The organism is Novosphingopyxis sp. YJ-S2-01 (assembly GCF_016093175.1).
GTDB lineage: Bacteria > Pseudomonadota > Alphaproteobacteria > Sphingomonadales > Sphingomonadaceae > Novosphingopyxis > Novosphingopyxis iocasae.
Genome location: NZ_JAEDAI010000001.1, coordinates 1,841,682 through 1,855,444 on the forward strand (window position 1 = coordinate 1,841,682; position 13,763 = coordinate 1,855,444).

The 13,763-nt window shown below is 62.2% G+C and carries 11 protein-coding genes; 3 read left to right on the forward strand and 8 right to left on the reverse strand.

Going from position 1 to position 13,763, the window contains the following annotated elements; all coding sequences use genetic code 11:
• Positions 1 to 3: 3 nt before the first annotated feature.
• From I6A82_RS08995 to I6A82_RS09005, 3 genes are all read right to left on the reverse strand, one after another.
• Positions 4 to 2,619 carry a TonB-dependent receptor plug domain-containing protein gene (locus I6A82_RS08995; protein WP_198094584.1) on the reverse strand — a complete coding sequence of 872 codons (2,616 nt, stop codon included), beginning with the start codon at positions 2,617 to 2,619 and terminating at the stop codon, positions 4 to 6.
• Positions 2,620 to 2,766: 147 nt separating this feature from the next.
• The gene (locus I6A82_RS09000; RefSeq protein WP_198094585.1) at positions 2,767 to 4,029 is read right to left on the reverse strand and encodes a GGDEF domain-containing protein; all 1,263 of its coding nucleotides are present in this window, start codon (positions 4,027 to 4,029) and stop codon (positions 2,767 to 2,769) included.
• Between the two features lie 226 nt (positions 4,030 to 4,255).
• Positions 4,256 to 6,538 (reverse strand): ATP-dependent helicase, encoded by a 2,283-nt coding sequence (locus I6A82_RS09005; protein WP_198094586.1) that lies wholly within the window; start codon positions 6,536 to 6,538, stop codon positions 4,256 to 4,258.
• Positions 6,539 to 6,750: 212 nt separating this feature from the next.
• On the opposite strand from I6A82_RS09005, the gene I6A82_RS09010 reads away from it, so the two are divergent.
• Positions 6,751 to 7,332, forward strand: a complete 582-nt coding sequence (locus tag I6A82_RS09010; RefSeq protein ID WP_198094587.1) for a hypothetical protein — start codon at positions 6,751 to 6,753, stop codon at positions 7,330 to 7,332.
• A gap of 29 nt (positions 7,333 to 7,361) precedes the next feature.
• Here I6A82_RS09010 and rsmD read toward each other — a convergent pair whose 3' ends face one another.
• The gene (rsmD, locus tag I6A82_RS09015) at positions 7,362 to 7,913 is read right to left on the reverse strand and encodes a 16S rRNA (guanine(966)-N(2))-methyltransferase RsmD (RefSeq protein ID WP_198094588.1); all 552 of its coding nucleotides are present in this window, start codon (positions 7,911 to 7,913) and stop codon (positions 7,362 to 7,364) included.
• A gap of 92 nt (positions 7,914 to 8,005) precedes the next feature.
• On the opposite strand from rsmD, the gene I6A82_RS09020 reads away from it, so the two are divergent.
• Positions 8,006 to 8,197, forward strand: a complete 192-nt coding sequence (locus tag I6A82_RS09020) for a hypothetical protein (RefSeq protein ID WP_198094589.1) — start codon at positions 8,006 to 8,008, stop codon at positions 8,195 to 8,197.
• Positions 8,198 to 8,219: 22 nt separating this feature from the next.
• Here the strand turns inward: I6A82_RS09020 and I6A82_RS09025 are convergent, their stop codons facing one another.
• Positions 8,220 to 9,143 (reverse strand): pseudouridine synthase, encoded by a 924-nt coding sequence (locus tag I6A82_RS09025; RefSeq protein WP_198094590.1) that lies wholly within the window; start codon positions 9,141 to 9,143, stop codon positions 8,220 to 8,222.
• Between the two features lie 76 nt (positions 9,144 to 9,219).
• On the opposite strand from I6A82_RS09025, the gene I6A82_RS09030 reads away from it, so the two are divergent.
• The gene (locus tag I6A82_RS09030; protein WP_198094591.1) at positions 9,220 to 10,935 is read left to right on the forward strand and encodes an AmpG family muropeptide MFS transporter; all 1,716 of its coding nucleotides are present in this window, start codon (positions 9,220 to 9,222) and stop codon (positions 10,933 to 10,935) included.
• On the opposite strand, the gene I6A82_RS09035 is transcribed toward I6A82_RS09030, so the two are convergent.
• The 3 genes from I6A82_RS09035 to accD form a co-directional block, all read right to left on the reverse strand.
• The gene (locus I6A82_RS09035; protein ID WP_198094592.1) at positions 10,932 to 11,396 is read right to left on the reverse strand and encodes a DUF6628 family protein; all 465 of its coding nucleotides are present in this window, start codon (positions 11,394 to 11,396) and stop codon (positions 10,932 to 10,934) included. The two genes, I6A82_RS09030 and I6A82_RS09035, sit on opposite strands and share 4 nt — an antisense overlap.
• A 71-nt stretch (positions 11,397 to 11,467) precedes the next feature.
• Positions 11,468 to 12,784: a bifunctional folylpolyglutamate synthase/dihydrofolate synthase gene (locus I6A82_RS09040; protein ID WP_198094593.1), complete on the reverse strand. Its 1,317-nt coding sequence runs from the start codon at positions 12,782 to 12,784 to the stop codon at positions 11,468 to 11,470.
• Positions 12,785 to 12,902: 118 nt separating this feature from the next.
• Positions 12,903 to 13,763: an acetyl-CoA carboxylase, carboxyltransferase subunit beta gene (gene accD, locus I6A82_RS09045; protein WP_198094594.1), complete on the reverse strand. Its 861-nt coding sequence runs from the start codon at positions 13,761 to 13,763 to the stop codon at positions 12,903 to 12,905.

Genomic DNA, 13,763 nt, shown 5'->3' on the forward strand with positions numbered 1-13,763 from the left:
GGATCAGAACTCCACGCTGGCTCTCGCATAGAGAAAACGCCCGTTGAAGCCGGATGGCGAGAACGAGCTGTAGGGCAGAAAATAGCCGTTCAGGCCGTAATTCTCACCGCCATCCAGTCCGAAGCGGACCCGATCGGGATAGGAATCGAACAGATTGTTCGCGCCGACCGCGAACTCGAACGGTGCTGGCTTCACGCGCAGTTCCAGATCGGCCACCCATTGCCGCCCCAGCGTCTGATCACGCGCCTCCGTCGGGCCCGGGATCAGCACCGTGCCGAACTGGTTCGCGCGCGCGGTCAGGCCGAAGATACCATAATCATAGTCGACGCCAAGATTGAGCTTGGTGCGCGGTTGGCCACGCGTCAGCCGCAGCGATTCCTGCCGGCCGAACAGGGTCAGTCCCGGCAGCGTCGCAAGGGCAGCCTGATCGATAATCTTCGTTTCATTATAGCTGTAGCCGCCGGTCAGGGAGATTGATCCGGAACCGAAATCGGGAAGGCGATAGGTACCCACAATCTCCACGCCCTGGGTGCGCGTATCGATCCCGTTGACGAAGAAACGCGCCGACGTGATCGAATTGAAGCCGGCGGAACGCAGTAGGCTGACGACCTGTGGTCCTTGCAGGTTTTCCGTCACCACGATGCGATCATCGATGCGGATATTGTAATAGTCCGCGGTAAGGTTGAACCCTCGCAGCGCCGAGAAGGTGATGCCGCCTGACAGGTTGGTCGACTTTTCCGGGCGAAGTTGAGTCGCACCCAGTGCGACCGCCACGGGACTGGAAACCGGGAAGGTGCCGATTTCAACCAGAGTGCCGTTGACATTGTTGGTCGATGTCGTGGCGTAGAATTGCTGCTGCAACGAAGGGGCGCGGAAGCCGGTGGACGCCGAACCGCGCAGCGCAATGCCGCTGATCGGCTCGAACCGAAGCGCCACCTTGCCGTTCGTGGTGTCGCCGAAATCGCTGTAATTCTCGTACCGCCCGGCAAGTTGCACGGTTAGCATATCGAAGAACTTGGTCTCCAGTTCCCCATAAACCGCTTTGGAATCGCGGCTGGCGTCCACTTCGTTCGCCGGACGGAAGCCGGGGAAAACCTGCGCGCCTGCTGGCCCGTTGAACGGTGCGGAGGCGAACGGCCCGGCGGCATAGCTCTGCACGTCGCCAGAGAAGATGCGGAAATTCTCTTTGCGATACTCACCGCCGAAGGCGACGGAGAGGCCGTCGCCAATGCCCAGATCGAACGTCTTCTGAAGATCCAGATTGGCGGTGGTCTGGCCGAACGCCAGCTTGCCCGCATCGAACCGGCGTTGGCTGGCCTGTCCGAACGAGGTGTTGAAGCTGTTCTCCACATAGAAATGGAAGAAATTCTCACCGTGGACGACAGAAAGGTCATAGTTCAGCCCGTCGACATCGCCGCGTACACCCACCGCGCCGGACAGATCGCGGATGGTGGAGACGATCAGCGGTAGAAAGCCATCGGGGTAGAAGGGCACGAAGCTCGTCTGGCTGGCGCTGAAATCCCGGTTCCGCGAGTCGAGCGCGCGGCGATAAAAACCGGCACTTTCTGCATCGCGAATGCCGAACATTCCGAACGCATAAAGCTGCGCCGAGGGCGCCAGATCATAGCCCGCGTTCAGGAAGAAGTTGAGGTCCGACGTCGAAGCGTCGCCATAACGGTGGTTGTAGCGATCGAAAGTCAGCTCCCGCGGGTCAATCCGACCGCCGATCAGGGGATATTGCTGACGCGGATCGGCAGCGGCGCGATTGGTGAAGTCACGATCCTGATACTGCGCAGTGAGGTTAAGGAAACCGCCCGCCCCGACGGGAAGCCCGATATTGTAGGCGAGGGTCAGCGTGTCGCCGTCCCGGCGTTTACGTTCCTCGCCAGTGTCATTCAGCTGATAGACGCCGCCGGTGCCGGCTTTGGGATCGAGCACAGGCTGACCATTGGCGTTCACCACGGGTCCGGATTGCTGCAGCACGCCGTCCATCGTGGTCACATATTTGCCGAACGTCGCCTGCGCGCGGCCTCCCTCCGCTGTGCGCAACTGAATGTTGATGACGCCCGCAATCGCGTCCGAACCATATTGGGAGGAGGCGCCATCGCGCAGCACCTCGATACGCTGAATTGCCAGCGGCGGGATCGCGTTGAGATCGACCGCTGCCGATCCTCGTCCGACCGACCCGTTGAGGTTGAGCAGCGCCGAGGTGTGGCGGCGCTTGCCGTTCACAAGCACCAATGTCTGATCAGGCGAAAGACCGCGCAGGGTGGCGGGGCGCAGGGCGTCGGTACCATCCGTGATGGAGGGCTGCGGGAAATTGAAGGATGGGACCAACTGATTGAGGATCTTGTTGGTCTCGGTGTAACCGGTGTTGTTCAGTTCGTCAGCGGAAATGATGTCGATCGGGACGGGACTGTCGGCCAGGGTGCGGTCCTGTCTCCGCGACCCGATGACAACGATCTGATCCTGAGGCGCAGCCTCACCTCCCGCGATATCCTCGGGAAGATTTTGCGGATTTATCTCAGACTGGGCGGAAGCGGAGCTTGCGGCGGCAGTGGCAGCGGCAAGAGCGAGACCGGAAACGGAAATGCGGCGAACAAAACATCCAAAAAACATATCGTTGTCCCCTGTATGACAGCGGTGTTTCAATATTATTCTGATGAGTGTCACGCTATCGTAAAATTACGCGGAATATGTTTTTGCGGGGCGTGGCGAAAAGTGCGCTTCCCGTGCAACAGTCGGCTGTCGGTGGGGTCTGTCGCGTCAGTGCAGCTGATGCTTGTTACGCGTGGTGACGCGCGAACCTTCGGGATCTAAGTACGTGCCTGCCCATGCAAACATATTCCTGTCGGAGGGCTTGGGCGGCTTCGGACTCGCTGCCTTCCTGATGAACACGGTGTTACGTCCTGCTGATTTGGCATCGTAGAGGGCCAGATCCGATCGCCTGCTGAGATCCGAAAGCTGCTCGCCTGGCTGATACTGGGTCACGCCGAGGGAGGCGGTTACTGGCTCGATACTATCGCTGCGCACGCGCAGCTTTCGGGAAATGAGGCTGCGAATATTCTCGGCAGTCACGCCCGCCTGATCGGATGTTCGGCCCGGCAGGAGGATGGCAAACTCCTCACCACCCACGCGCGCGACGATATCCTTGTCGTCCACCGCATCTGCCAGAAGCTGACCCAGGTCGACGATGACCTCGTCGCCTGCCGCATGCCCAAAGCGATCGTTGATGGATTTGAACCGATCCAGATCCAGCGTGATGAACGATACCGCTGTCCGCTTGCGCTGCGCCAGTTCGATCAGCCGTGCGGCCTGTCGTTCGAAACCGCGGCGGTTGAGGGCGCCGGACAGCGGATCGGTTTCCGATCGCACCATCATCTCCAGCATCGTATCGCGCATGATCACGAGCAGCAGAATGAGAGCGAGCGCAATTAGCGTCACTGAACCCATGGTCTGGGAAACGGCGGCATATTGCGAAGCCATATAACCTTGCGGGCCGGTCGCAGTACCGGTCTGCCAAGCAATCGCAGGTTTGAAGAGGCAGGAAAGCGCGGCCAACCCACTTACCACCATGAGAAGCCGATCGAGGGCCTTTCGTCGGCCCGATCGAAACACGACCCAGATCATCAGGACCTGCAGCGCTGCATAGGGCAATTGATAGAGCAGGAGGCGCGGAGTCGAGCCGTAAGGCAGCGTCAATATGATCGGCAGAGCCCCCAGGGCCATCGCCCAGATCAAGCTCAGTAGTCGGCGCGGCGAGCGCACCTTGTAATGGCTGGCAACGCCGAGAACACCGAAGCTCAGCGCTGCCAAATAGGTTATGTAGATGCCGACGACAGCGATATTCGGATGGACGAGCCAGGGGAGGCAGAACTCCAGGGCAACGTCGACCACTCCGATGCCATAGGCTGCTGCAAGCCAGCGCGCACCGCGAATGGATGGGTTAGTTGCCGCAACCACCGCGAACGCCGTCGCAAAAAGCGCCGCGACGAACATGTTGATGCTGAGGAGAAAGGCGGCTGTCATGCTTCTCACTTGGAAGTGGTGGCAGGACGCTAGGATCGAAGTGCAAATCTTTGCTTAACAGCGTTTAACATACGCCGCAGTAGATCAGCAAAATCGTCCGACTTATAAATGTATTCTGGCATACACGCGCTGTCGTGCGTAGAAACAAGTGCCTCGACCAAGAAGCTTAACTCCGTCGCCTATAATAGCTCCAGCAAGGATTTCTCCAAAACCTGCGTCCTGCTGCTCAAGCTACCTCCACAAAGGTATCCATCACGCGCTTGCGGCCGGACTGTTCGAATTCGATCTCCAGCTTGTTGCCTTCGATCTCCTCCACTTTGCCGTAGCCGAATTTCTGGTGGAAGACGCGCATGCCCACGCTTACGTCGTCGCGCCCCTGGCCGCCCAAGCTGACCGCGCTGCGGTGATTTTCGGGGAGTTTGCCGTCGGCCCCGCCGCTGCCGCCTGCCGCCACCGCCCGCTTCCAGCCGGGGCCGCGACCGGTCCCGCGGGACACGTTCGCAAAAGGATCGGCCTCCGCGCTCCAATTGGCGCGCCACAGGCTTTCGCCGCCGGCCATGGTCTTTTCTTCCTCGATATGCTCAGCTGGCAATTCATCGATGAAGCGGGAGGGGATGGAGCTGGTCCACTGGCCATAGATGCGGCGGTTGGCGGCATGGAGGATGGTGCAGGTCTCGCGCGCCCGCGTGATCGCGACATAGGCAAGGCGCCGCTCTTCCTCCAGGCTCGCAAGCCCGCCTTCGTCAAGCGCCCGCTGGGATGGAAACACCCCGTCCTCCCATCCGGCGAGGAACAGATGCGCGAACTCCAGACCCTTGGCGGCGTGGATCGTCATGATGGTGACCTTGGGCGAATCGGCCCCGGCGTCGCTGTCCATCACCAGGCTGACATGCTCCAGGAATTCTCCGAGGTTGCCATATTCCTCCATCGCGCGGGCGAGTTCGACCAGGTTTTCCTTGCGCCCCGCGGCCTCGGGCGTGCGATCGGCATCCAGCATGGCGTTGTAGCCGCTTTCGTCCATGATTTGCCGGACCAGTTCCGCCGGGGAAAGCTCGGTCGAAGCCTTGCGCCAGCGCGCGATATCACCCGTGAGCGCGGCGACGCTGTTTCGGGCCCGGCCCGTCAGCTCGTCGGTATCGGCAAGGCGCGCCGCGCCAATCGATAGCGGCACATTTTCGGCGCGGGCGGCGCGATGGATGGTCTCGACCGCCTTCTGGCCGAGTCCGCGCTTGGGCGTGTTGACGATGCGCTCAAATGCCAGATCGTCCGCTTCCTGATTGACGATGCGCAAGTAAGCGATGGCATCGCGGATTTCGGCGCGCTCATAAAAGCGAAAGCCGCCGACGATGCGGTAATCGAGGCCGATCTGGATGAACCGATCCTCGAACTCGCGGGTCTGGAAGCCGGCGCGCACCAGAATGGCAACTTCGTCCAGCGAAACGCCGTCGCGCATCCGGTCCTCGATCGCAGAGCCGATATGGCGAGCCTCTTCCGGCCCGTCCCATACGCCGACGACCTTCACCTTCGGGCCCTCTTCGCCCTCCGTCCACAAGGTCTTGCCCAGGCGGCCGCTGTTCGCGCCGATCAGCCCAGACGCGGCGGCCAGAATCTGCGGGGTGGAGCGATAGTTCTGCTCCAACTTCACCACCTTGGCGCCGGGAAAATCCTTTTCAAACCGCAGGATATTGGCGACTTCTGCTCCGCGCCATGAATAGATCGACTGATCGTCATCACCAACCACGCAGATGTTCTTGCGGGCTTGGGCAAGCAGCCGCAGCCAGAGATACTGGACGGCGTTGGTGTCCTGATATTCGTCGACCAGGATATATTTGAAGCGGCGCTGATAGCCCTCCAGCACATCGCGATGCGTCTTCAGGATGACGAGATTGTGGAGCAGCAGATCGCCGAAATCGCAGGCGTTCAATGCCTTCAGCCGGTCCTGATAGGTGCGGTACATCATGCGGCCCTTGCCGTTGGCAAAGGCCTCATTCTCTCCCTCGTCCAGATCGGACGGGGAGAGGCCCTTGTTTTTCCAGCGATCAAGCAGCGAAGCGAGGCTGCGCGCGGGCCAGCGCTTTTCATCAAGATTGGCTTCGCGGATCAGCGTCTTCAGAAGCCGCAGCTGATCGTCGGTATCGATGATCGTGAAATTGGATTTAAGGCCCACGAGCTCGGCATGGCGGCGCAGCATCTTGGCACCGATGGCGTGAAAGGTGCCCAGCCAGGGCATGCCCTCGACCGTATCGCCCAGCATACGCCCAACACGCTCGCGCATCTCGCGCGCGGCCTTGTTGGTAAAGGTAACCGCCAAGATCTCGCCTGGCCAGGCAAGGCGGGAGTGGATAATATGCGCAAGCCGCGCGGTCAGCGCAGCGGTTTTGCCCGTGCCAGCGCCCGCCAGCATGAGAAGCGGCCCCTCGGTCGTCAGCACTGCCTCTCGCTGCGGAGCGTTCAGCTTGGCAGCATAAGGGGGCAGGGGGGCGGTATCGATGGCGGGCGCTTCGGACATAAGCGAACAGGTAGGGAACGTGCGCGCATGCGGCAAGCGCGTCGTGCGCGTGAAAGGCGTTGCGGATGAGTTGTGCAGCGCTTGCGGCAAGGCGTTCGAGTCGATGGTCCAATCAGGCCGGATCGGCAGGGAGGCGGAGGAACTTCGTTTCGCTTCCGTTGGTTGTTGCGGCGGAGTTGGAAGAAATCAGACGTCATAGACGGAGAGATATTATGAGAAAGATCCTACTGACGAGCGCCGCTATTCTGGCCTTCGGTTCGACGGCCGCTTACGCGCAGATGCAGAACGACGATATGTCCAGCGGGCAGATGGAAGCGCAGGGCAATATGGCCATGCAGCAGCAGTCGCCCACCATGAACCCGCAGCAGCAGGCCATCTACAACGGCCTGACAGCGGAGCAAAAAGCCAGCTTCGATAGCTGGGATCTGCAGCAGAAGGGCCTGTATTTCGCGCTAAACGCAGAACAGCGTTCGCAGCTTTGGGCTCTGCCGCAGGCGCAGCGCGACCAGGCCTGGATGCAGATTCGCAAGGCTGCCGGCCTGCCCGCGACGCCCCCGGCGCAGAGCGCAACCGGTGCGACCGCGAGCACCCGCGGAACCACCGGCGCGATGGCCGGTCAGGGCAACAATATGAACAGTTCCATGCGCAAGCCGGCCGGAAGCATGGGTTCGGGCACCAATAGGGAAGCCATGAGCGGCGCCGCTGCGAAGCCGCCAGCGTCCGCCATGAACAAGGACTATCCCACCTGCAGCCGCACGGTGACCGACAATTGCGTCAATCCGGGCCGCAAGTAATTTTTACATCGATCCGGTAAACGGCCGGATCAACTGTCGGAGGGCGGCGGGCGCAGCAGCGTCAGCCGCCCTTTTCCTATTGTGCGTTCACTTTCGACTATGAAACCGGGCGCATTCGCGGCTTCCGTCTTCGCCGTTTCCAGAGCGATCCAGGCGGATGGGGCGATCCAGCCTTGCCGGTTTAACTTATCCAGCGCCACGCCCCCCGCGCCGCTTCCATAAGGCGGATCCAGCAGTACAATATCGTAAGCGCGCCGGGCCTGCCCCAAGGCCAAGACGGATCCGGCGCGAACCTCCGCATTCTTTGCGCCCAATGCCGCGATGTTAGCCTTCAGCGCGTCGAGGGCGGCGCGGTCCTGCTCCACGAACAGGCAGGAGGCTGCGCCGCGTGAAAGCGCCTCCAGCCCCAGCGCGCCCGATCCCGAAAACAGGTCTAGCACCGCCAACTCATCGAAGCTGCCGAGGCGGCTCGTGAGCATGGAAAATAGCGAATCGCGCGTACGATCGGCGGTGGGGCGTGTGGCATCGCCCTTGGGAGCGGCGAGTTTGCGACCGCGATACTGTCCGGAAATGATCCTCATGGCTTTGCCGCTAATCTTCTGTGGATAGCCGCGCAAGCTTGGGCGGCTGTTAACCTTTGCGCTGCCATGCAGTTGCTCATGGGAGCGAGGCGATGAACGCGCACAGCAAGGATTTTCCGCACGGACAAGCTGCGGCCGAGGCTGATGCCTTATTGCGCCGGATCGCTGAGGCGCTGCGCGAGGCCGTACCGGAACAGGAAGCTGAAACGCCTGAGCCGCTGGAGGTGGACGTCGAAGCCGCCATGAAGGCAATCGCCAGGGCGATGCAGCGCGGACGCAGTTAAAGCCGGTCTCTTCCGTTCGCGCTCAGCCTAGGTCTTTTACGAACCGTTCCAGATCGCCGCGTTTGATTTCGCTGACGTCGCCGGGCTGTAGATCGCCGATCGTGAACGGGCCGTAGCGCGTGCGGATGAGGCGGGAGACCTGCAGGCCGAGATGTTCGAGTACCTTGCGAACTTCGCGGTTCTTGCCTTCGGTCAGCGTCATTTCGATCCACTGGTTACGGCCGGTGCGCCGTTCCAGATTGGCGTCGATCTTGCCGTAGCGCATGCCGTCAACCTCGACCCCGTCGATCAGATCTTCGAGCTGTTCCTGGCTGATGTCGCCGAAGGCGCGCGCGCGGTAGGTACGCTCAATCCCGGTCTTGGGCAGCTCCATCAAGCGCTTCAACTCGCCATCGTTGGTGAGCAGCAAAAGCCCCTCGGTGTTGAGATCGAGGCGGCCGACCGGCATCACGCGCGGCAGATTGGGGGGCAAGCGATCGTAGATGGTCGGGCGCCCGCCCGGATCGCGCGCGGCGGTGAGCAGGCCGGAAGGTTTGTGATAGGCAAATAACCGTGCGACCTCCGGCTCACCCACCGGTTTGCCGTCGACTGTCACCCCGTCGAGATTTTTCAGAAGCGTAGCGGGCGTTTCCAGAAGCTGGCCGTTCAGAGCAACGCGTCCGTCGGCGATCATACGCTCGACTTCGCGGCGGGAGGCCACTCCCGCGCGGGCCATCAGCTTGGCGATACGCTGTTCGTCCTTGGCCTTATCCAGCGGGCCGCCGGCTCCGCCAAGCGGAGACCATTCGGCCTTTTCACGTGGCCCCAGCTGAACCGCAGCCTTCTGCGCCGCCTTACCGCTAGCCTTGGTGCCGCGCTTGGGAGATCGCCGGGGCGCGTCCTTGCCATCCCGCTTTGCTGGCCCGCGCGGTCCATCGCCGCTATTTCGCTTGCGTCCGTCGTTCATGCTCGCGCAATGGACGAGGGGAGACGAACGGACAAGAGGCGGTAGACCTCGCCAAGCCATCGAAGGGGACGCGTACATGACCGAAACGGTGGAATATACAGGCTGGCGGCGCAGTCTGCCCGAAGGCGTGCGGCCCTATACCGAGGGTGCCCCGATCGCCGCTTTGTTCCTCGGCATCTCGTCCGGCTTCCCCTTCGCCATGATCGGCGCGACGCTGACCACGCGGCTGGCGCAGGACAATATCGAAAAATCGGCGGTCACCGCCTTTGCGCTGACATTCCTCGCCTATAATCTGAAATGGGCCTGGGCGCCGGCGGTGGATCGCTTCCGCATTCCGCTGCTGGGGCGGATCGGCCAGCGGCGCAGCTGGATGCTGCTGATCGGCCTGCTCGTGATGGCTGCAGTGGCTTTTTTGGGCAATATCGATCCCACGGGATCGCTGCCTTTGGTCGCGCTGGCCGCCATCATGGTCGGCGTGGCCGGCGCCACCTTCGATATCGTGATCGATGGATATAGGATCGAACTGCTCGAGCCGCGGCAACTCGGCGTCGGATCGGGCATGAGCCAATATGGCTGGCGGATCGGTGCGGCGGTGGCCGGATCTCTGGCGCTGGTGATCGCCGCGCGGATGGGCTGGGGCGCGGCCTATGCCGCTTGTGCGCTGCTCGCGCTGCCCGCCGTCGTGACCGCGCTGGTGATGGGCGAGCCGACCCGCAAGGTCGATCGCTTCTGGCCGCAATATATGGACCGCTGGCCCTATGCGCTGTTCATCCTGAGCTTTCCGGTCGCTTATGGCTTGGCGCTGCTGCTCGACCGGGTGCTCGACGTCGAAATTCTCAGCCTGATGGTGATCGTCGGCTATCTGTTTCCCTTTTTCGATCTGACCGCGCGGCGCGCACGTGACATAGGGCGATCGGGCCATATCAACTGGACGCTGTTGCCCGGGCTCGCCGCGCTGCTTGCGGTGCTGCTTTGGGGTTGGTCACCGCTGACCGAAACAGGCGGGCAGACACTGGGCCTGATCGCCATCGCGGCGATGGCGCTGGGCGCGGCGATCCTGATCTGGCTGATGGCGTCGAGCGGAAAGAAGGCGGCGAGCGGGGAGAGCATGCTGGCCGACTCCAAAGTGGTCGGTCCGCTGGTCGAGTTCTTCTCGCGCCACGGCGCCTGGACCGTGTTGATCTTCGTGCTGCTGCACAAGATCGGCGACACGCTCGCCAACCTTACCTTCCGCCTGCTGTTCGACGATCTTGGCTACAGCAATGACGAGATCGCGCTCTACGATGTCGGTCTGGGATTCTGGGCGCTGCTCGCGGGCGTGTTCGTCGGAGGGTTTCTATACGCCAAGATGGGCATGAAACGCTCCGTCCTGCTCAGCCTGGTGCTGATGGCGGGGTCCAACTTCAGCTTCGCCGGCCTTGCCGCCCTCGGCCACAGCAATTGGGGCATGGCCGGCGCGATCGGGTTCGAGAATTTCGCCAGCGGTATCGGCGGGGTCTGCGTCGTCGCCTATCTCTCGGCGCTGTGTGATCTTAAATTCACCGCCACCCATTTCGCTTTGCTGTCGGCCGCCGCCAGCATCCTGGGCCGCTTCCTGACCGGGACGACCGCGGGCGCGCTGATCGAGGGTCTGGGATATGTGAATTTCTACCTGCTCACCACGCTCGCCGCTCTGCCCGGCGTGTTCCTGTTCTGGTGGATGATCCGCACCGGGCTTGTTGACAGGTCGCTCGGCACCGCCGGCGCGGAGGAAAGCGACCAGATCGTGCAGGAGGCCGAAGCGCAAAGCTAGGCGCGCGCTCCAGCGAGCTGATGCGTCAGACATTCGGCGATCTGCTGGGCGTGCGCTGCATCCGCGCCGCCCAGCAGCGCCGTCAGCTGCGGCGCTGACGTTTCAGGGTCGTCCAGCACGGCCAGGATTGCCGCCTCGTCCGCCGTCATACACGGCGTGCAGCAATGCGCGATGGTGATGTTGCGTTCGCCTTTCTGCGCCAGCTCCAGCACGAAGGCGCGTAGGAGAATGAGCGGCGCGCGGAAATGCGCACCGAAGTGGCCCAGCATCCTCTCCGCCGCGACGGCATCGCGCAGGCCATGCTGCGCCATGCGCCGAAACGCGAACAGGAGCATGCGGGTGGTTTCGTGCGCCGGTGCAGGGTGCGGAAGCATGCGGCAGTGGCGCGGTGTGTGCCCCTTCGGGCCATCAGCATGGCTGCGGTTCGCTTGAACGGATTTCGGGCGTGGGCGGTCGGTCATGAGGCCTCCTTGCGTTGGAAGCTCCTTGAACCATCATTCGCTATTGCAAGTCAATCGCAATTATTGGGAGTTCAGCTTGGCGCCTGCTCGTTTTGCCGCAGCACGTCGCCGGCAAGATATAGCGATCCCGCGATAAGCAGTTCTTTCGGAGGATCGGCTATGAAGAGCCGCAGCGCGGATTCGATGTCCGCCGCTTGGGTGACCGGAACCGGATATCCGCCGAATGCGGAAGCCGGATGCGACTCGTGCCCCGGAACGGGCAGCGCAACGATCCCCGTCGGCTTTAGATGCGGGAGCAGCGCGTCCGGATTCTTGTTGGCGAGCATGCCGATCACGATGGGCATGGGTGCGCTCCGCGTATTGAAAAAATCGCCCAACGCTTCGCCCGCATTGATATTATGGCCGCCATCGAGCCAGATGCGCGTATCCGGCAGGAGATTGGCGAGTGGACCTTGCTGGAGTCGCTGCAGCCGCGCGGGCCACTGTGCCGCTGTGATCCCACGCGCGATTGCGGTGTCCGCGATGGTTATCGATCGCTGATGCCGCAGCATGGCGGCGGCGAGCGTGGCATTCTCCGCCTGATGGCCACCGGGCAAGTTGGGGAGTGGCAGGTCCAGCACCCCTGCCGCATCACGATAGCGCAACCGGCCTTCCTGAACCTCGGCGGTCCAGTCAGCGCCGCGCCGGAAAAGCGGGGTGCCGGTGCGTTCTGCCACTGTACCGATGGCTTCGATCATATCCGGCGCGTAGAGCTGTGTGACCAGCGGTGTGCCCGTCTTGGCGATGCCCGCTTTTTCCCAGGCGATGCGGGTCATCGGATCGGGCGGGCTCCCCGGTTCTTCGGAAAGCAGAAACGCTTCGTGATCGATGCCCAGCGCGGCGATGCCGCAGACGGCGGGGGCAGGGATGACGTTGGTGGCATCGAGCCGGCCGCCCAGACCGACTTCGATCACACAGGCCTCGGCGGGGGTTCGGGAGAATGCCAGGAAGGCCGCGGCGGTGGTGACTTCAAAGAAGCTGGCACCCAGATCGCCAGCCTGATCGAGCACCTCCTCCAGCAATTCGGTAAGAAGCGCGTCCTCGATCAGCGAGCCACCCAGCCTTATGCGCTCGTTGAAGCGCACGAGATGCGGGCTGGTGTACACATGAACGCGCTTGCCGTCCGCCTCCAGCATTGCGCGCAGAAACGCGGCGGTGGAGCCTTTGCCGTTGGTGCCGGCGATATGCAGGACGGGAGGCAAGGCCTTCTCGGGATGGCCAAGCCGCTCCATCAGAACGCGCATTGCATCCAGTCCGATGCGACCCTGCGGCAGGGATAGCGCGTTCAGCCGGTCGAGCTGGCGCTGGACTGCGGCATCGGAGGAGATGGCACCGTCGAGATTAGCCAACCTTTCCAACCTCCGTTCGGGCTAAGCTTGTCGCAGCCCTGCTTTTTCATGCGACGAAGAAGTAAGGCCCTTCGACAAACTCAAGGGCGAACGGACTTGGTGAGACCTACCGAGCGGGTTACGCCGCCTTGTCCTGCCGGTTCGCCATCAAATAGCCGATCAGCGTGGACATTCGTTCGCGCAGATCATGGCGGTCCACGATCATGTCGACCATTCCGTGATCGAGCAGATATTCGCTGGTCTGGAAATCGTCAGGCAGCTTTTCGCGGATCGTGTTTTCGATCACGCGGCGGCCCGTAAAGGCCAAGGTGGCGCCGGGTTCTGCCAGATGCAGATCGCCCAGCAGCGCATAGCTGGCCATCACGCCGCCCGATGTGGGATCGGTCAGCACGACGATATAGGGGAGGCCCGCTGCCTTCAGCCGCTCCACGCCCACCGTCATCTTGGGCATCTGCATCAGCGACAGGATCCCCTCCTGCATCCGGGCGCCGCCACTGGCGGTGAAGATGATATAGGGGCAATTGTTTTCGATCGCCGCCTTGGTGCCCAGGATGAACGCTTCGCCAACGCCAAGACCCATGGACCCGCCCATGAAGGCGAAATCCTGCACCCCGATCACGGCCTTCTGTTTCTCGATCTCGCCGATCGCGTTGATCAGCGCGTCGCTTTCACCGGTGGCCTGCCGTGCCTGCTTCAGGCGATCCACATAGCGTTTGGAATCGCGGAATTTCAGCGGGTCTTCGCGCACCATCGGGGTGGGCAGTGTTTTCCAGCTACCCTTGTCGAACAGCGCCTCGAACCTCGGTTCGGGACGAATTCGCCCGTGATGCCCGCATTTGGGGCAGACATTCTGATTGTCCTCATATTCCTTGAGGAACACCATTTCGCCGCAGCCCTTGCACTTGTGCCAGAGATGTTCGGACGTCTCGCGCTTGGCGACGAAGGGAATGGCGTTGCGAACGCGGTTGAGCCAGCTCAT

Coding starts and splice junctions, on each gene's coding strand:
- I6A82_RS08995 (WP_198094584.1), bottom strand. CDS start 2,619: ATGTTTTTTGGATGTTTTGTTCGCCGCATTTCCGTTTCCGGTCTCGCT.
- I6A82_RS09010 (WP_198094587.1), top strand. CDS start 6,751: ATGAGAAAGATCCTACTGACGAGCGCCGCTATTCTGGCCTTCGGTTCG.
- I6A82_RS09025 (WP_198094590.1), bottom strand. CDS start 9,143: ATGAACGACGGACGCAAGCGAAATAGCGGCGATGGACCGCGCGGGCCA.
- I6A82_RS09020 (WP_198094589.1), top strand. CDS start 8,006: ATGAACGCGCACAGCAAGGATTTTCCGCACGGACAAGCTGCGGCCGAG.
- I6A82_RS09000 (WP_198094585.1), bottom strand. CDS start 4,029: ATGACAGCCGCCTTTCTCCTCAGCATCAACATGTTCGTCGCGGCGCTT.
- accD (WP_198094594.1), bottom strand. CDS start 13,763: ATGAGCTGGCTCAACCGCGTTCGCAACGCCATTCCCTTCGTCGCCAAG.
- I6A82_RS09030 (WP_198094591.1), top strand. CDS start 9,220: ATGACCGAAACGGTGGAATATACAGGCTGGCGGCGCAGTCTGCCCGAA.
- rsmD (WP_198094588.1), bottom strand. CDS start 7,913: ATGAGGATCATTTCCGGACAGTATCGCGGTCGCAAACTCGCCGCTCCC.
- I6A82_RS09035 (WP_198094592.1), bottom strand. CDS start 11,396: ATGACCGACCGCCCACGCCCGAAATCCGTTCAAGCGAACCGCAGCCAT.
- I6A82_RS09005 (WP_198094586.1), bottom strand. CDS start 6,538: ATGTCCGAAGCGCCCGCCATCGATACCGCCCCCCTGCCCCCTTATGCT.